Origin of the sequence: Kitasatospora sp. NPDC059646 (genome assembly GCF_042734615.1) — a bacterium.
Lineage (GTDB): Bacteria > Actinomycetota > Actinomycetes > Streptomycetales > Streptomycetaceae > Kitasatospora.
In genome coordinates, this window is record NZ_JBHWDS010000002.1 from 231,121 (window position 1) to 248,375 (window position 17,255).

At 73.2% G+C, this 17,255-nt stretch carries 17 protein-coding genes; 3 read left to right on the forward strand and 14 right to left on the reverse strand.

Translation table 11 applies throughout. From position 1 onward, the window contains the following. The 6 genes from ACFV1L_RS02410 to ACFV1L_RS02435 are packed head-to-tail and all read right to left on the reverse strand — an operon-like array spanning window position 1 to window position 4,405. A complete protein-coding gene (locus tag ACFV1L_RS02410) occupies window positions 1-618 on the reverse strand; it encodes an NADH-quinone oxidoreductase subunit J (RefSeq protein ID WP_380362140.1) in 618 nt (205 codons plus the stop codon). Continuing rightward, entirely contained in the window at window positions 615-1,175 is a 561-nt protein-coding gene (locus ACFV1L_RS02415) for a NuoI/complex I 23 kDa subunit family protein (protein WP_380362190.1), read from the reverse strand. The genes ACFV1L_RS02410 and ACFV1L_RS02415 overlap by 4 nt, the downstream gene beginning before the upstream one ends. Further along, window positions 1,172-2,131 (reverse strand): NADH-quinone oxidoreductase subunit NuoH, encoded by a 960-nt coding sequence (gene nuoH, locus ACFV1L_RS02420; RefSeq protein WP_380362142.1) that lies wholly within the window; start codon window positions 2,129-2,131, stop codon window positions 1,172-1,174. Before nuoH ends, ACFV1L_RS02415 begins: the two co-directional genes overlap by 4 nt. After that, the gene (locus ACFV1L_RS02425) at window positions 2,128-3,378 is read right to left on the reverse strand and encodes an NADH-quinone oxidoreductase subunit C (protein ID WP_380362143.1); all 1,251 of its coding nucleotides are present in this window, start codon (window positions 3,376-3,378) and stop codon (window positions 2,128-2,130) included. The genes nuoH and ACFV1L_RS02425 overlap by 4 nt, the downstream gene beginning before the upstream one ends. After that, the gene (locus tag ACFV1L_RS02430) at window positions 3,375-4,007 is read right to left on the reverse strand and encodes an NADH-quinone oxidoreductase subunit B (RefSeq protein WP_380362145.1); all 633 of its coding nucleotides are present in this window, start codon (window positions 4,005-4,007) and stop codon (window positions 3,375-3,377) included. Before ACFV1L_RS02430 ends, ACFV1L_RS02425 begins: the two co-directional genes overlap by 4 nt. Next, the gene (locus ACFV1L_RS02435; RefSeq protein ID WP_380334388.1) at window positions 3,998-4,405 is read right to left on the reverse strand and encodes an NADH-quinone oxidoreductase subunit A; all 408 of its coding nucleotides are present in this window, start codon (window positions 4,403-4,405) and stop codon (window positions 3,998-4,000) included. Before ACFV1L_RS02435 ends, ACFV1L_RS02430 begins: the two co-directional genes overlap by 10 nt. Window positions 4,406-4,678: 273 nt before the next feature. Between ACFV1L_RS02435 and ACFV1L_RS02440 the strand changes: the two genes are divergently transcribed. Beyond that, complete coding sequence (locus tag ACFV1L_RS02440) at window positions 4,679-5,830, forward strand: sensor histidine kinase (RefSeq protein WP_380362146.1); 1,152 nt, start codon at window positions 4,679-4,681, stop codon at window positions 5,828-5,830. A gap of 72 nt (window positions 5,831-5,902) precedes the next feature. Here the strand turns inward: ACFV1L_RS02440 and ACFV1L_RS02445 are convergent, their stop codons facing one another. Beyond that, window positions 5,903-6,952, reverse strand: coding sequence for a S1C family serine protease (locus ACFV1L_RS02445; RefSeq protein ID WP_380362192.1), 1,050 nt, complete (start codon window positions 6,950-6,952; stop codon window positions 5,903-5,905). Between the two features lie 175 nt (window positions 6,953-7,127). Between ACFV1L_RS02445 and galE the strand changes: the two genes are divergently transcribed. Then, window positions 7,128-8,102, forward strand: a complete 975-nt coding sequence (gene galE / locus ACFV1L_RS02450; RefSeq protein ID WP_380362148.1) for a UDP-glucose 4-epimerase GalE — start codon at window positions 7,128-7,130, stop codon at window positions 8,100-8,102. Window positions 8,103-8,120: 18 nt separating this feature from the next. On the opposite strand, the gene ACFV1L_RS02455 is transcribed toward galE, so the two are convergent. Then, on the reverse strand, window positions 8,121-10,412 hold the full coding sequence (locus tag ACFV1L_RS02455; RefSeq protein WP_380362150.1) for a serine/threonine-protein kinase: 2,292 nt from the start codon (window positions 10,410-10,412) through the stop codon (window positions 8,121-8,123). A gap of 307 nt (window positions 10,413-10,719) precedes the next feature. Here ACFV1L_RS02455 and ACFV1L_RS02460 point away from each other — a divergent pair, with 307 nt between their 5' ends. Next, on the forward strand, window positions 10,720-11,361 hold the full coding sequence (locus ACFV1L_RS02460; protein WP_380362151.1) for a TetR family transcriptional regulator: 642 nt from the start codon (window positions 10,720-10,722) through the stop codon (window positions 11,359-11,361). A gap of 188 nt (window positions 11,362-11,549) precedes the next feature. Here the strand turns inward: ACFV1L_RS02460 and ACFV1L_RS02465 are convergent, their stop codons facing one another. The 6 genes from ACFV1L_RS02465 to ACFV1L_RS02490 all read right to left on the reverse strand — a co-directional run bounded on the left by ACFV1L_RS02465 (window position 11,550) and on the right by ACFV1L_RS02490 (window position 17,204). Beyond that, a complete protein-coding gene (locus ACFV1L_RS02465) occupies window positions 11,550-12,494 on the reverse strand; it encodes a beta-ketoacyl-ACP synthase III (protein WP_380362153.1) in 945 nt (314 codons plus the stop codon). 95 nt (window positions 12,495-12,589) lie between these two features. Further along, window positions 12,590-13,498 (reverse strand): L,D-transpeptidase family protein, encoded by a 909-nt coding sequence (locus ACFV1L_RS02470; protein WP_380362155.1) that lies wholly within the window; start codon window positions 13,496-13,498, stop codon window positions 12,590-12,592. A 194-nt stretch (window positions 13,499-13,692) separates the two neighbouring features. Continuing rightward, on the reverse strand, window positions 13,693-14,856 hold the full coding sequence (mqnE, locus tag ACFV1L_RS02475; protein ID WP_035863635.1) for an aminofutalosine synthase MqnE: 1,164 nt from the start codon (window positions 14,854-14,856) through the stop codon (window positions 13,693-13,695). A gap of 53 nt (window positions 14,857-14,909) precedes the next feature. Further along, window positions 14,910-15,875, reverse strand: a complete 966-nt coding sequence (locus ACFV1L_RS02480; RefSeq protein WP_380362157.1) for a threonine/serine dehydratase — start codon at window positions 15,873-15,875, stop codon at window positions 14,910-14,912. A gap of 63 nt (window positions 15,876-15,938) precedes the next feature. Beyond that, window positions 15,939-16,400 (reverse strand): Lrp/AsnC family transcriptional regulator, encoded by a 462-nt coding sequence (locus tag ACFV1L_RS02485; protein ID WP_030462120.1) that lies wholly within the window; start codon window positions 16,398-16,400, stop codon window positions 15,939-15,941. A 117-nt stretch (window positions 16,401-16,517) separates the two neighbouring features. Beyond that, window positions 16,518-17,204, reverse strand: coding sequence for a UbiX family flavin prenyltransferase (locus ACFV1L_RS02490; RefSeq protein WP_380362159.1), 687 nt, complete (start codon window positions 17,202-17,204; stop codon window positions 16,518-16,520). Between the last annotated feature and the right edge of the window lie 51 nt (window positions 17,205-17,255).

Here is a 17,255-nt window from a genome sequence, read left to right on the forward strand (position 1 = left end):
TCAGCGCTCCTTCGACTTCGTCAGGGCGGTGCGCAGGTTCCCGGGCCGCGGCTTCGCCCGGTCGCCCTTGGTGCGGGACAGCACGATCGCGCCGACCAGCGCGGCCAGCAGCAGCACCGACAGCGCCTCGAACGGCAGCACCCAGTGCGAGAACAGGAACTCGCCGGTGAGCCGGGTGGTGCCGGCCGGGCCGGACAGGTCGATCCAGGACGAGCGGAACGCGTCCACCACCAGCGTCACCAGGGTCGCGGCGGAGGCCGCGCCCACGGCGAGCGCCGCCGGACGGTTGCCGGAGTCGGCGTCCGGGGAACGGCCGATCGGGGCGCGGGTCAGCATCAGGCCGAACAGCACCAGCACGACCACCGAGCCCAGGTACACCAGCACCTGCACCCAGGCCACGAACTCCGCCGTCAGCAGCAGGAACTCGACCGCCAGCCCGCCGAGCGCGACCACCAGCCACAGCGCGGCGTGCACCAGCTGCCGGGTGGTCACCGAGACGACGGCCGCGCCGAGCACGAGGACACCGACCAGCAGGAAGACGATCTCCTGCCCGGTCGGCGAGAGGTACGAGCGCGCGGCGGGCTCCAGCGAGCCCGCCGCGGCCAGCAGGGCGCTCAACTCTGCTCCCCCTCCTCGGCGGCGGCAGCGGCCGCCGCGGCGGCCAGCTTGTCGGCGGCCTTGCGGGCCATGGCGATCTCCTTGGGCTCCTCCGCCGCGACGTCGAGCGCGGGCGGCGGCGGGACGGTCCACATCCACTCGCGCAGCCGGTCGCGCTCGTGGGTGAGCTCGCGGATGTCGGTCTCCGCGTACTCGAACTCCGGCGACCAGAACAGCGCGTCGAACGGGCACACCTCGATGCAGATCCCGCAGTACATGCAGAGCGAGAAGTCGATGGCGAAGCGGTCCAGCACGTTGCGGGTGCGGGCGCGGGCGTTCGGATCGGCGGCGGGCAGCGTCTCCTTGTGGGAGTCGATGTAGATGCACCAGTCCGGGCACTCGCGGGCGCACAGCATGCAGACCGTGCAGTTCTCCTCCAGCAGCGCGATCACGCCGCGCGAGCGCGGCGGCAGGTCGGGCTGCACGTCGGGGTACTGCGCGGTGACGGTCTTCCGCGTCATCGTCCGCATGGTCACGGCCAGGCCCTTGGCCAGGCCGGATCCGGGAATCTTCATCAGGAGATCGCCACCTTGACGATGCCGGTGAGGGCGAGCTGGGCCAGGGCCAACGGGATCAGCACCGTCCACGCGAAGCGCATCAGCTGGTCCTCGCGAAGCCGCGGGTAGGTCACCCGCAGCCAGAGCACCACGAACGCCAGCGCGAACGTCTTCACCAGCGTCCACAGCCAGCCCAGGCCGTCGGAGAACGGGCCGTGCCAACCGCCCAGGAACAGCACCGTGGTCAGTCCGCAGAGCACCACGATGCCCGCGTACTCGGAGAGCAGGAACAGCGCGAACCGCAGGCCGGTGTACTCGGTGTACGCGCCGAAGATGATCTCCGAATCGGCCACCGGCATGTCGAACGGCGGCCGCTGGAGCTCCGCCAGGCCCGCCGTGAAGAACACGAACGCGCCGATCAGCTGCCACGGCACCCACCACCAGTGGAAGGCGTCCACGATCCCCGGCAGCGAGACGGTGCCCGCCGCCATCGCCACCGACGCGGCGGCCAGCAGCATCGGCAGCTCGTACGACATCAGCTGCGCGGCCGTGCGCAGCGCGCCCAGCAGCGAGAACTTGTTCGCCGACGCCCAGCCGCCCATCAGCGAGCCCAGCACGCCGATGCCCATCACGGCCAGCACGAAGAAGATGCCCGCGTCCACCGCCTGGCCGACCAGCCCGTCCGGACCGACCGGGATCACCAGCAGCACCAGCAGGTACGGCAGCAGCGCGACCGCCGGTGCCAGCCGGAAGATCCGCCGGTCGGCACCCGCCGGGACGATGTCCTCCTTCTGCGCGAACTTCACACCGTCGGCGACCAGCTGCGCCCAGCCGTGGAACCCGCCCGCGTACATCGGACCGAGCCGGCCCTGCATGTGCGCCATCACCTTGTGCTCGGCCTGACCGACCACCAGCGGCAGCACCAGGAACGCCACCAGCGTGCCCACGCAGCGCAGCAGCGTGTCGAGGAGGTTCACGCGCTGTCTCCGTTCTGCGCATCGCCGGGCCGCTCGGGCCGCTGATCGGTTTCGGACTGCTCGGGTGCCGCGGGCTCGGGCCCTGACGGCTCCGCGGAGCCGGGCTCGGGCCCGGATTCCGCCGGCTCAGCCGGTGCGGGCCCGTCCGGCGCGGGCGCGGCGGACGAAGCCTGGGCATCCGCAGCCTCGGGCTGCGCGGCCGCCGGCTCCGGCGCTTCCGGCTTCGCAGGCGCGGCCTCCGCAGGTGCGGTCTTCGGCTCCGCGGGCTTCGCCTCCGGGGCTGGCTTCCCGGTCCCGGCCCCCGTGGCCGGGGCTTGGGCGGCCTCCGGCTGCGGGGGCTCCTGGTGGGCCGGGACGGGGGCGTGCCACGGGGCGTCGGTGGACTGGGTCCGGGCGGTGCGGCGCGGAGTCTCGGGGGTGGCGGGCGTCTCGGGCGTCGCGGCCTGGCTGACCGAGCCCTCGCCGACGCTGCGGGTGCGGCGGGGGCGGTCGGCGCGGACCGGCGGTGCGGCGTCCGCGGCGGGCGCGGCCTGGCTGGTGGAGCCGTCGCCGACGCTGCGGGTGCGGCGCGGGCGGTCGACGCCGGCTGCGGCGCCGGCGCGGGCGGCCCTGGCGGGGCGTTCGGCGACCGGCGGGAGGGTGCCCTTGAGGGGGCCCCACTCGTTCGGGTCGGGGACGCCGGCGGGCAGCATCTTGCGTCGGGCGGGGCCGCCGCCGTGGTCGGACTCGCCGGGTTCCTTGGCGCCGGGCCAGTCCTTGGCGACGCGGGCGGCCAGCACGAAGTCCTTGCGCAGCGGGTGGCCCTCGAAGCCGTCGGGGAGCAGCAGGGTGGCGGGGTAGGGGTGGCCGGCGAAGTCGATGCCGAACATCTCCCGGGTCTCGCGCTCGTGCCAGGCGGCACCGGCGTAGACGTCGACCGCGGTGGGCAGGGCGGCCTTGTCGCGCGGCACCCGGGTGCGCAGCAGGAGTCGCCGCACGGTGCCGGGCTCGCCGACGGCGGCCAGGTGGGCGCAGACGGTGAAGCCCTCGGCGAGTTCGTCGACGGCGCTCAGCCAGTCGAGGAAGGTCAGGCCGAGGCGGTCGCGGGCGGCGGTGAGCGCCTCGGTCCAGTGCTCGGCGGGGACGGTGACGGTGAGCAGTTCGTACGCGTCGACGGCGGTCGCCCACGGGCCGATCGCGGCGGCGGTACGCTCCGCGGGCGTCGGCTCGGCGGGGGCGGCGTCGGGGGTGTCCGGGGTGTCGGTCACCGCTCCCCCTCCTGGGTGGGCGCGGGCTGCAGCGGGCGGCGCAGCGCGGCGGCGGGTGCGGCGTAGCGCTGCGGAACGTCCTCGGCGGCGATCTTCTCCTGGAGCTTGAGGATGCCCTGGAGCAGCGCCTCGGGCCGGGGCGGGCAGCCGGGCACGTAGACGTCGACGGGGATGATCTGGTCGACGCCCTTGGTGACGGAGTAGGAGTCCCAGTAGGGGCCGCCGGAGTTGGCGCAGGCGCCGAAGGAGATGACGTACTTCGGTTCGGGCATCTGCTCGTACAGGCGCTTGACGGCGGGGGCCATCTTGTCGGTGACGGTGCCCGAGACGATCATCAGGTCGGCCTGGCGGGGGCCGGGCGCGAACGGAATGACACCCATCCGGATGAAGTCGTGCTTGGCCATGGACGCGGCGATGAACTCGATCGCGCAGCAGGCGAGACCGAAGTTGAAGCACCAGAGGCTGTAGCGGCGGCCCCAGTTGAGCACCACCTTGACCGGGTCCGGGGCGAGCCGGGCGAGCGGGCCGAGGCGGCGCTGCTCGACGGCGGCGCCGGGGTTGGCCGGGTCGGGGATGCCGAGCGGGACCGGTCCGCCGGCGGGGGTCCCGTGCGAGTGCGTCACGTCCATTCCAGAACGCCCTTCTTCCAGGCGTAGAGCAGTCCGACGGCGAGGAAGCCGATGAAGACGAACATCTCCACCAGCGTGGCCGCCCCGAAGCCGGCGGCGGCGAACACCGTGGCCCACGGGAACAGGTAGATCGCGTCGACCGCGAAGATCACGTACAGGAAGGCGTAGACGTAGTAGCGGATCTGGGTGTGCGCCCAGCCCTCGCCGACCGGGTCGACGCCGCACTCGTAGGCGAGCAGTTTCTCCGGGGTGTCGACCACCGGCCGCAGCAGGCGGTTGGCGGTGAACGCCACCGTGACGAAGAGGACGCCGATGACCGCCAGCAGGCCGATCGCCGCGTAGGCGTCGAAGTAGCCGCTGCCGGCGGCGGGGTCGGCAGCGAGCGGCTGCCACTCCATGCGTTACGCCCTTCTTCTTTGCCCGTCCATAACCATCGCTATCGCGGGAGTCTATGTGCACCGCTCGTCTACTCCTCCATCTGCCCGTCCTGCAAGACGGCCGGTGGACATCCGCGGAATTTCGCTTGCCGGCCGGCCGGGTCCGGGCTGCCGCGCCGGGGGTGGGGATAACCCCCGGTCGAAGACGGAGTGCAGCACCATGGCGGCGCGTGCTCCGCAACCGGGATGCTGTGATCGTCAGGACGCGGCGAGCACGAGGAGAGGGCGCCGACCATGGAGGACGAGGCGAAGCGCCCGTCGTTGTACGGGGCGCAGCTGTGGCAGCGGGTGCAGCACGAGCTGCTGAACCTCCCGATCGGCCTGGCCGGCTTCGCGGTGGCGTCGACGCTGCTGACGGCCGGCCTGGGCCTGGCGGTGACGTTCGTCGGCCTGCCGCTGCTGGCGGCCGGGCTGGTCTGCTGCCGCGGCTTCGGCCGGCTCGGGCGGGTCCGGGCGCGGGCCTCGCTGGGCAGCCGGATCGCCGAGCCCGAGCCGGTGGTGGCCGCCCGGCCGGGTCCGGCGGGCTGGGTGGTCGCCGCGCTGTCCGACGGGCTGAACTGGCGGTCGGCGCTGTACTGCGTGGTGATGCTGCCTTGGGGCATCGTCAGCTTCGTGCTGACGCTGGTGCTGCTGGTGGTCGGCTGGCCGGTGCTGCCGTGGGCGATGCGGGCGATCTCGGCGGTCTCCCGGCTGCTGGCGGAGGGCCTGCTGGCGCCGGGCGTGCTGGCCGAGCGGGTCCGCGAGCTGGAGGACGACCGGGGCGCGGTGGTCGACCACGCGGCGGCCGATCTGCGCCGCATCGAGCGGGATCTGCACGACGGCGCGCAGGCCAGGCTGGTGGCGCTGGCGATGGATCTGGGTCTGGCGAAGGAGAAGCTGACGGAGGATCCGGTGGCCGCGCAGAAGATGGTCGACGCCGCGCACGGCGAGGTGAAGCTCGCCCTGCAGGAGCTGCGCGACCTGGCCCGGGGCATCCACCCGGCGGTGCTGACGGACCGCGGGCTCGATGCGGCGCTGTCCTCGGTGGCGGCGCGCTGCACGCTGCCCGGCGGGGTGAAGGTCCATGTCGAGCTGGGCGGGGAGCGCCCGGATTCGGCGGTCGAGGGCATCGCCTACTTCACCGTCAGCGAGCTGCTCACCAACGCCTCGAAGCACTCCGGCGCCCGCACCGCCTCGGTGGACGTCTGGCGGCAGGACGACCGGCTGATGCTGACGGTCCAGGACGACGGGCGCGGCGGTGCGCAGGTCCGGCCGGGCGGCGGGCTGGCCGGCCTGGCCGAGCGCGCCGAGTCGGTGGACGGCGTGTTCGTGGTGGACAGCCCGGCCGCCGGTCCGACGTCGGTGACGGTCGAGCTCCCGTGGCGCACCCGGGCCGGCCGGGTCTGACGGCCGGCGTGGACGGGCCCGGGGTGCCGCTTCCCTTGCGCGGTGCGGCACCCCGGGCCCGGGCCTGTCGGGCTACAGCGACCCGAGCGTCACGTCCGCGGTCTGGTTCTTGCCCTCGCGCTGGTAGCCGACGGTGACCTTGTCGCCCGGGGAGAACGAGGCGAGCGCGGTGGTCAGCGCGGGCGGGGAGGTGATCGGGGTGTCGTTGATCTTGGTGATCACGTCGCCCGCCTGCAGTCCGGCGGAGGCGGCCGGCCCGCCGTTGGTCACCGAGACGATCGCCGCCCCGGCCGGCTGGAAGTTCGCGTCGAAGAACGGGCGGACGGTCACCCCGAGCCCGGCCCGGCCGGAGTTGGTGACCTTGCCGTCCTTGATCAGCTGGGTGGCGATGCTGTTCACGGTGACGGCGGGGATGGCGAAGCCGATGCCGGGCGCGGCCGAGCCGCCCAGTTCCGGGTCCACCGCGGTCAGCGTGTTGATCCCGATCACCTGACTGGACAGGTTGACCAGGGCGCCGCCGCTGTTGCCGGGGTTGATCGCGGCCGAGGTCTGCACCATGTTGCCGATGGTGGCGCCGGGCGAGCCGGGGCTCTGCGGTTCGGTGACGGTCCGTCCGACCGCGGAGACGATGCCCTCGGTGACGCTGCTGGAGAGGCCGAGCGGGCTGCCCATGGCCAGCGTGACCTGCCCGACGGCGACCTTGGAGCTGTCCGCGAAGGTGGCGGGCTTGAGTCCGCCCGGCGGGTTGGTCAGCTTGATCACCGCGAGGTCGGACTGCGGGTAGCTGCCGACCAGGGTGGCGTCCAGCGGCTTGGTGCTGTTGGCGAGCGTCACGGTGAAGGTCTGGGCGGTGCCGATCACGTGCGCGTTGGTGACGATGTCGCCCTGGTTGTCGAAGACGATCCCGGAGCCGAGGCTGTCGCCCGCGGTGATCTGCACCACCGAGGGCAGCACCTGGGAGATCACCTGCTGGTACTCCTGCTCCAGCTGGCTGTTGGTGGACGGCGCGGGCGCGGTGGTGGCGGCGGGGGCCGCCGAGGAGCTGGGGCCCTTGTCGGCGCCGGAGCAGCCGGTGACCAGCAGCGCCGCGGCGGCGAGCACCGCGGCCGGCCCCGACCACAGCTTGGGCCCGGTCGGACGTGGGCCGGCCGGAAGCGGGCGGGTCTGTTCCTTCTTCGGGCGCACGGGACCACCTCCGGTCGCAGGGCAGAACTTTGTCAGCATTTCAGCGAAATGTCCGAATACCTGCGCCGACACACCAGGGACCACCCGGAAGGCCGCCGTCTAGGATCGGGCCATGACCTGGTTGATCACCGGCGGGGCGGGCTACATCGGCGGCCATGTGGTCCGGGAGCTGGTCGCGGCCGGCGAGTCCGCGGTCGTCCTGGACGACCTCAGCTCCGGCTCGGCCTCCCACCTGCCGCCCGGCGTCCCCCTGGTGACGGGCTCCACGCTGGACCGCCCGCTGCTGGACCGCGTCCTGGCCGAGCACGCCGTCACCGGTGTGCTGCACCTGGCGGCCCGCAAGCAGGTCGGCGAGTCGGTCGCCCAGCCGCTGCGCTACTACCACGAGAACGTGGAGGGCCTGCGGATCGTGCTGGCCGCCGCGGTCGACGCGGGCGTGCGCCGGGTGGTGCTGTCCTCGTCCGCCGCCGTCTACGGCATGCCGGACGTCGACCTGGTCGCCGAGTCCACGCCGTGCGCGCCGATGAACCCGTACGGCGAGACCAAGCTGGCCGGCGAGTGGCTGCTGAGCGCCTGCGCGGACGCGTACGGGCTGTCCACGGTGGCGCTGCGCTACTTCAACGTGGCGGGCGCGGCCTCCCCCGAGCTGTCCGACCCGGGCGCGGCCAACCTGGTGCCGCTGGCGTTCGAGCGCCTCACCGCCGGGCTGCCCCCGCTGATCTTCGGGGACGACTACCCGACCCCGGACGGCACCTGCGTGCGCGACTACATCCACGTCTCGGACATCGCGTCCGCGCACGTCGCCGCCGTCCGCCGGCTGTCCGCCGCCGCGGCCGGCGAGCAGGTCCGGCTGACCCTCAACATCGGCACCGGGCTGGGCGTCTCCGTCCGCGAGATGCTCGCCGAGATCGCCGAGGTCACCGGCCTCGGCACCGCCCCCGAGGTGACCGCCCGCCGGGCCGGCGACCCGGCCCGGGTGGTGGCCTCCGCCGAGCTGATCCGGCGCGAACTCGGCTGGACCGCCCGGTACGGCGTCCGGGACATGGTCGCCTCCGCCTGGGCCGGCTGGCAGCACCGCCACCCGTAGGCGGGGCCGCCGCCGGGCTCAGTGCGGGACGGCGGTGCCGTAGAACGAGTCCAGCGCGTACACGCAGCGGTCCTTGGAGCCGACGAAGACCCGGCCGTCGACGGCGACCGGGGAGCCGGTCAGCTCGCCCTTGGTGCCGAGCTCCCAGCGCAGCCGGCCGGTGGCGAGTTCCAGGGTGTGCAGCGAGTGGTCGCGGCTGCCCAGGTGGACCAGGCCGTCGGCGACCGCCGGGGAGCCGACCAGGTCCGCGCGGGCGGCGTAGCGCCAGCGCTCCCGGCCGGTGGCGGCGTCGAACGCGAACAGGGTGTCGCCGGAGCCCAGCAGCACCGTGCCGTCGGCGACCACGGCGGGTTCGGCGCCCTGCCGGGAGGCGGTGGAGGCGCGCCACAGGCCGTGCCCGGTGACGGCGTCCAGCGCGTACAGGGTGCCGAGGTAGTCGGCGACGTACACCGCCCGGTCGTCCACCGCGGGCGGGGTGAACAGCACCACCGGCGCGTCGAACCGCCAGCGCTCGCCGCCGGTGGCGGCGTCCAGGGCGTGCACCCGCTGACCGGACGTCAGGTACAGCACGCCGCCGCGCTCCACCGGCCGGGCCGGCACCTTGCCGGTGACCGGGAACGCCCAGCGCACCCCGCCGCCGCGCGGGTCGACGCTGTGCAGCCGGCCGGAGCCCTGGTAGTAGGCGGCGCCGGCGATCAGCGCGGGGCCGGACTGCGGGTTCTCGTACTCCTGCTGGGCGTCGTCCGCGCGCCACAGCTCGGCGCCGCTGGCGGCCGAGCGGAGCTGCACGCCGCCGCCGCGGATGCCGCAGCACAGCACGCCGTCGGCGGCGTCCAGCGAGTACACCCAGCCGTCCAGCGAGGTGCGCCAGCGCTCGGTGCCGTCGGAGGCGTCCACGGTGTACAGGTGCGGCCCGTCGGCGGCGTGCACCCGGCCGCCGTCGACGGCCAGCGCCCAGGCGACGTCGCGGGTCTTCCAGCGCCGTTCGCCGGAGCCGATGTCCAGGGCGTGCACCTCGAAGCTGGAGACGAACAGCGTCCCGTCGGCGACGACGGGGGTGCCCCACACGTCGTTGGACATCCGGAACCGCCAGGGCCGCCAGCGCGCGGCGGGCGGCTGCGGCGGGGCGGCGGGGGCGGAGGTGCGGCGCACCCAGTCGGTGCCGACGGGGGCGGCGGACGGAGCGACCGGCTCGACCCGCGGCCCGGGTCCTATCGGCACGTTCGCGCCGGCCAGCCGGATCTCGCCGTCGCCGCCGGGCGCCGGCCGCGCGTGCGGCCGGATCCGCTCGGTGGCCACCTCGGCCTCGGACGGCAGGCCGACCGGCCCGACCGGCGCGGCCTGCGAGACCGGCGGCGCGGAGGGCTGCGGCGGCACCGCGACCGGCTGCGGGGGCTGCGGCGGCTGGCTGACGGGGCGGCGGCTGCTGCGCTTGGCCTCGATCAGGTCGAGTGCGGCGGGCGGCAGCCAGTCCCCGGCCTCGCCGGAGGCGTCGGCCCGGGAGAACAGGTGCGGGGCCATCTCGGCCTGGATCTGGGCGGGCGTCGGCCGGTGCTCGGGCGAGGGGCGCATGCAGGCCCGGACCAGGTCGACCAGCTCGGCGGGCAGCCCGCTCAGGTCGGGCTGGTCGCGCAGCAGCTGGAACACCGTCTCGACCGGGTTGGTGCCCCGGTAGGGCGGGTGCCCGGTGGCGCAGAACACCACCAGCGAGCCGAGCGAGTACACGTCGCTGGCCCCGGTGACGCTGCGGCTGTCGCGGGCCTGCTCGGGCGACATGTAGGCGGGGGTGCCGACCGCGACGTTGGTCATGGTGAGCCGGGTGCTCGACACGCCGGCGGCGATCCCGAAGTCGATCACCCGCGGGCCGTCCTCGACCACCAGCACGTTGGACGGCTTGAGGTCGCGGTGCACCAGTCCGGCGGCGTGGATGGACTGCAGCGCCTCGGCGATGCCGGCGGTCAGCCAGCGCACCGCGTCGGCGGGCAGCGGCCCGCAGTCGGTGACCAGGTCCTCCAGCGAGGGCGCGGGCACGTAGGCGGTGGCCAGCCAGGGCACCGCGGCGTCGGCGTCGGCGTCCACCACGGCGGCGGTGTAGAAGCCGCCGACGGTCTTGGCGGCGGCGATCTCGCGGGCGAAGCGGACCCGGAACAGGTTGTCCTCGGCCAGTTCGCTGCGGACGGTCTTGATGGCGACCCGGCGACCCGAGGCGGAGCGGGCCAGGTACACCAGCCCCATTCCCCCCGCGCCGAGCCTGGCCAGCACCTCGAAGGGCCCGATCCGCCTCGGATCGTGCGCCGTCAGCTGGTCCACTCCGCAGCCACCTCCCCTTCCGCCAACGCCCCCCGGCGGTGGCGCGCCCCCGATTCTCCAATGCCCGCCGTCCTGGAGCCAATCTCCCCCGCCCGTGTCACCCGCCCCGGTCGGCCGGAGCGGCCGCGCCGGCGGGGGTGCGCGGGGTCCGCCGAACCCTTCGGAGCTGACTTGTCGTCACGCTGTGGGGTCATCAGTGCACGGGGGGGCAACAACACACGCTGAAAAGCCGTCGATTCTCCGCACGGGCGGACTAATAGTCGCACTACCGAATCGCGCCAAGATCGTGCCACGGTAAGCTGACGGCATGACAGGACAAGTTCGCACCGTCGACGGTCGCGTCGCCGGGCGGCGCGGACAGGAGACGCGGCAGAAGCTGCTCGACTGCCTCCGCGAGATGCTCAGCACGTCGCCGTACCGGGACGTCAAGGTCATCGACGTCGCCCGTATGGCGGGTACCTCCCCCGCGACCTTCTACCAGTACTTCCCGGATGTCGAGGGCGCAGTCCTTGAGATCGCCGAGGAAATGGCCGAGGACAGCGGCGGGCTCAAAGAGCTCGTCGATGGAAAGTCCTGGGCGGGAAAGACCGGCTTCACCACTTCCGAAGAACTGGTGGACGGATTCCTCGCCTTCTGGCGCAAGAATGACGCCATTCTCCGAGTGGTCACACTCGGTGCCGCGGAAGGGGACAAGCGGTTCTTCAAGATCCGCATGAAGGTCCTCAACTCGGTGGCGGCTCCGCTCGCCGAGGCGGTTCGCAACACCCAGGGCAAGACCGACAAGACGGTCGACGGGTCGGCGGTCGCCGGCTCCCTGGTGACGTTGCTGGCCGCGGCCGCGGAGCACTCGAAGGCGTTCACCTCGTGGGGCGTGAAGGTCAAGGACCTCAAGCCCAACCTGGCGCTCCAGGTGTACCTCGGAGTCACCGGAAAGAAGCCGCCGAAGTAACACTCAGCCCAGTCCAATGGCGCCCGCCCCGGTTCCTGTCCGGGGTGCGTCGGACGCGGCCGTGTCCTCGGGGGAGGTTCGCCGACGTACCGCAGGGCGTCATCCGCACCTACAACGAAACGCAGGGGCGGTCGGGAGAAAGGTCTCCCGACCGCCCCTGCGGCTCGTTCCGGGCCGGTCCGTTCCGGTCAGGGGCAGCGCACCACCTGGCCGGCGTAGGCCAGGCCGCCGCCGAAGCCGAACAGCAGCACCGGGTCGCCGCTGTGCAGTTCGCCGCGCTCGACCAGCTTGGACAGGGCGAGCGGGATGGAGGCGGCGGAGGTGTTGCCGGAGTCGACCACGTCGCGGGCGACCACCGCGTCCTCGGCCAGGCCGAGCCGGCCGGCGATCGCGTCGATGATCCGCAGGTTGGCCTGGTGGGCCACGAAGCCGCGCAGTTCGGACGGGTCCAGGCCGGCCTTCTCGCAGGCCTGCCGGGCCAGCGGGGCGACCTGGGTGGTGGCCCAGCGGAAGACGGTCTGGCCCTGCTGGCTGATGACCGGCTGCCAGCCGCGGATCACCACCGCCTCGCCCTTCTCCGGCTCGGAACCCCACACCACCGGGCCGATGCCGGCCTGCTCGTCGGGGACGGCCTCCAGGACGGCGGCGCCCGCGCCGTCCGCGAAGATCACGCAGGTGGTGCGGTCGGTCCAGTCGAGGACGTCGGACATCCGCTCGGCGCCGATCACCAGGGCGCGGGTGGCGGCGCCGGCCCGGATCGCGTGGTCGGCGGTGGCCAGCGCGTACGAGAAGCCCGAGCAGACGGTGTTCAGGTCGTAGGCGGCCGGGGTGGGGATGCCGAGCCGGGCGGCGACGGAGGCGGCGGTGTTGGGGCTGCGTTCGACGGCGGTGCAGGTGGCGACGGCGACCAGGTCGATCTGGTCCGGGGTCACTCCCGCGTGGGCGAGGGCCTTCTGGGCGGCGCCGGCGGCGAGGTCCACCACGGTCTCGTCCTCGGCGATGTGCCGGGTACGGATGCCGACCCGGCTCCGGATCCACTGGTCGTCGGTGTCGACCATCGCCGAGAGATCGTCGTTGGTGAGGATCTTCGGCGGCTGGTAGTGGCCCAGCGCCACGATGCGGGAGGCGGTCATACTGCCACTCAACCGGGTTACCGACGAGTCGGGCGGTAACGCCCTGGCACAGGATCGGGTGCCGGAACCTGTAGGGCCCTCACAACCGGAACCGGTCAGGCCGCCAGGGACTGGGCGTCGCCCATGGCGATCATCGGGTGCATGGCCGGGTCGAGGGTCTTGATCAGCTCGACCATGTGGTCCTCGGTGAGCGAGATGCAGCCGTGGGTGGGGCCGCCGTGGTCGAGGTGCAGCCAGATGCCGCCGCCCTTGGCCGCGCCCTCGGGGAACCGGCCGTCGAGCGGGGAGGAGCCGACCACCCGGTTGTAGTTGATCGCGACCACGTAGTCGAAGGAGCCGGCCAGCGGCTCGTTGTTGAAGCCGCGGCCGCCCATCACGAACTTGGCGTTCTCGTCGTACGGCAGCTTGGAGCCGGGGTCGGCCTTGCGGCCGCCGGCGTCGGTGAGCGAGAACAGGCCGATCGGGCTGCGCAGGTCGCCGGAGCGGTGGTCGGCGGTCCAGCCCTTGTAGGCGTTGTGGGCGGGCCAGGACTGGCCGGCCTGCCAGCTGCCGTCGTCGCCGCGGGTCCACAGCGTGACGGTGTTGTCCGAGGAGTTCCTGTCCTTGCCGCTGGCGACCAGCAGCTGCCGGGTCTCGGCGGGGATCTTCGCCGTCCAGCTGGGGCCGAGGCCCGGGACGGCGGTGATCCGGTCGCGGCTGGAGCGGTCGGCGGCCGGGGCCTCGGTGTGCCCCTCGGCGGCCTTCATCGGGGTGACCTCGGGTTCGCGGTCCGGGGCGGCGCTGGCGGTGTCGCCCTGGAAGGTCCGGCCGGGGCCGACGGTGAACCAGCCGGCCGCCAGGGCCAGCAGGGTCGCGGTGCCGACGGTGAGCTTGCGGGTGCGGCGCGCCTTCGGCTTGCGACGGCGGCGGCCCGCGGCTCGGCCCTGGGTCTGCTCGGCGTCGCTCCGGGGGGCCGGCGCGGGGGCCGAGCGGCGGTGCGAGGCGGCGCGATGGGAACCGGACATGCGGACGATCCTCCCAGACCCGGGGGACGCGGTGGAACCCGGGCCTTGTGATGAGCCTGTGAGCATACGCGCCCGGAAGCGCTTCTCCGGTGGGGGGAAGCGCCCCCGGTAGTGCGTATTCGTCACGCGCGCCCCCTGTGGAACAGCCGCGCCCGGTGGCCGGAAACCGGCCGCCGGGCGCGGCGGAGCGGGCGTCAGAGGCGCATCGCCTGCGGGGTCTCCCGGCGCATCAGGTCCGGGCCGTCGTACTCGCGGATGACCTCGTACCGGGTGTTGCGCTCCACCGGGCGGAAGCCGGCGTCCCGGATCAGCTGGAGCAGGTCGTCGCGGCCGAGCTTGTTCGGGGTGCCGAAGTTGTCCGCGTCGTGGGTGATCTTGTACTCGACCACCGAACCGTCCATGTCGTCCGCGCCGTGGCTGAGCGCCAGCTGCGCGGTGGTGACGCCGTGCATCACCCAGAACACCTTGACGTGCGGGACGTTGTCGAACAGCAGGCGGGACACCGCGAAGGTCTTCAGCGCCTCGGCGCCGGTGGCCATCTCGGTGCGGTCCATCAGGCGGTTGCGGACCTTGCCGTCCTTCGAGTCGTGGAAGTCGTGCTGGTAGCGCAGCGGGATGAAGACCTGGAAGCCGCCGGTCTCGTCCTGGAGCTCGCGCAGCCGCAGCACGTGGTCGACCCGGTGGCGGGGCTCCTCGATGTGGCCGTACAGCATGGTGGCCGGGGTCTTGAGGCCCTTCTCGTGCGCCAGGCGGTGGATCCGCGACCAGTCCTCCCAGTGGGTGTCGTGGTCGACGATGTGCTGGCGGACCTCCCAGTCGAAGATCTCCGCGCCGCCGCCGGTCAGCGACTCCAGGCCGGCGTCGATCAGCTCGTCCAGGATCTCACTGGCCGTCAGGCCGCTGATCCGCTCGAACCAGTGGATCTCGGTCGCGGTGAACGCCTTCAGCGAGACGTTCGGCAGCGCGGCCTTCAGCTCCTTCAGCGAGCGCGGGTAGTAGCGCCACGGCAGCGTCGGGTGCAGGCCGTTGACGATGTGCAGCTCGGTGAGGGACTCCGACTCCATCGCCTTGGCGAGCCGGACGGCCTCCTCGATGCGCATCGTGTACGCGTCCTTCTCGCCCGGCTTGCGCTGGAACGAGCAGTACGCGCAGGACGCGCTGCACACGTTGGTCATGTTGAGGTGGCGGTTGACGTTGAAGTGGACGACGTCACCGTTCTTCTGCGTCCGCACGTGGTGGGCCAGGCCGCCCAGCCAGGCCAGGTCGTCGCTCTCGTAGAGCGCGATCCCGTCCTCGCGGGTCAGCCGCTCACCGGCGTAGACCTTCGCCTCCAGCTCGCGCTTGAGCCCTGCGTCCATGCGGCGCTCCGCCTCCTCGGGACTTCGATTCGTTGCCGAAGTCGAGACTACGCCTAGGCCGCCAGCAGTTCGGCCAGCAGGGCGGGGTCCAGGTTGCCGCCGCTGACCACGGCCGCGAACACCCGGCCGCCGAGCTCCTCGGCCCGGTGGAAGTACGCCGCGGGGGCGACCGCGCCGGACGGCTCGGCGACCAGCCTGCCGCGGCGGGCCAGTATCGCGACGGTGTCCCGGATCTCCTGCTCGGAGACGGTGACGATGTCGTCCACGTACGCGGTGAGGTGCTCGAACGGGAGCACGCCCACGGACGGGGTGCGCAGGCCGTCCGCGATGGTGCGGTAGGTCTGGTCGACCGTCCACGCCGTGCGCACGCCCTTGCGCAGGCTCTCCTGGGCGTCCGCGGCGAGCTCGGGCTCCACGCCGATCACCCGCACGCCCGGGCAGGCCAGCTTCAGCGCGGCGGCCGTCCCGGAGATCAGGCCGCCGCCGGAGACCGGCACCAGCACGGTGTCCAGCTCGTCCGGGGCGTCCTCGGCGATCTCCAGGCCGACCGTGCCCTGGCCGGCCACGATGTACGGGTCGTCGTACGGCGGCACCCACACGTAGCCGTGCTTCGCGGCCAGTTCGGCCGGGACGGTGTCGCGCTGCTCGGCCGGGACGATCAGCACCTCGGCGCCGAACGAGCGGGTGTTCTCGATCTTCACGGCGGGCGAGGTGTCCGGCATCACGATCACGGCCTTGACGCCGAGCCGCTGCGCCGCGTACGCCACCGCCTGGGCGTGGTTGCCGCTGGACTGCGCCACCACGCCCCGGGACCGCTCCTCCGCGGTGAGCGCCGCCAGCCGGTTCATCGCCCCGCGGATCTTGAACGCCCCGGTCGGCTGGAGGCTCTCCGGCTTCAGCCAGAGCCGGCGCCCGTCCGGCCGCTCCGCCCACGGGCAGGGCAGCAACGGGGTGCGGACCGCCGTGCCGGCGATCCGGCGCTGGGCGGCGCGCAGGTCTTCCAGGTCGACCAGGGTCATTCGGGGGCCATCCTCGGGAGTTGACGGAGCGTTGACGGTTCGTGAGGTGACGACCCTAGTCGGCTACTCGGCGAGGTGCAGCGGCAATTCGCTGACCCGGTTCTCCCACTTCGTGGAGAGCACCACCGTGGTCCGGGTGCGGGCCACGCCCTTGGTGCCGGACAGCCGCTTGACCACCGACTCCAGGCCCTCGACGTCCGGGACCCGGACCTTCAGCATGTACGAGTCGTCGCCGGCGATGAACCAGCAGTCCTCCACCTCCGGGAGGTCCTTCAGCCGGTGCGAGACGTCGTCGTGGTCGGCGGCGTCGGTCAGTTGAAGACCGATCAGCGCCGTCACGCCGTAGCCCAGGGTGGCCGGGTTGACCGTCGCCCGGTACCCGGTGATCACGCCCGCCTGCTCCAGGCGGTTGATCCGGTCCGTCACACTCGGCCCGGAGAGGCCCACCAGACGGCCCAGCTCGGCGTACGAGGCACGGCCGTTCTCACGAAGTGCCTGGATGAGCTGTCTGTCCACAGAGTCCATTACCTGCCGCGTCCTTCCGAACCTCTCCAGAACCAAGATCGTTTTCTGGATTCCAAGGCGCCGAGCGCCGATCGACCGGGGTATCCCAGAGAACATACTCTCCCGTAGCGAGGCCGCTCACTCGCCCCGGCGCGGCCCGGTTTCCGGGGTTCCCCCGGGAGTGCTCGCCGCCTCCCCCAGGCGGCCCGACCAGCGCCGGTACAGCGCGTGCCGGACGCCCACCGCGTCCAGTACCCGGCCCGCCACGAAGTCCACCAGCTCCTGGGCGGTGGAGCCCCCGGCGTAGAACCCCGGCGACGCCGGCAGCACCACCGCGCCCTGCGCGTCCAGCGCCACCAGGTGCTGCAGCGTCGCACCGGTCAGCGGGGTCTCGCGCAGGCACAGCACCAGCGGGCGGCGCTCCTTGAGGGTGACCGAGGCGGTCCGCTGGAGCAGGTCCTTGGACAGGCCCAGCGCGATGCCGGCCGCGGCACCGGTGGTGGCCGGGACGACCAGCATCCCCTTCGCCGGGTACGAGCCGGAGGACGGGCCCGCCGCGAAGTCCCCCGCGGACCAGTGGCGGACGTCGTCGAGCTCCTTCTCGTCCCGGCCCAGCCACTGCGCGAGGTCGGCCCGCCAGTGGGCGTCCCGGAACGAGATGCCGGTCTCGTCCAGGATGGTCAGCCGGGCGGCCCGGCTGACGATCAGGTCGACGGACTCGCCGGCGTCGAGCAGCGCACGGATCACGGACGCGGCGTAGGGGGTGCCGCTGGCGCCGGAGACGCCGACGACCCAGGGGCGACGGGTGTTGCTCATGGGGGACATTGTCGCGGGTGCGCGGGGCGGGCGGACGCGACGCGGCGGCGCCGGGAGAAT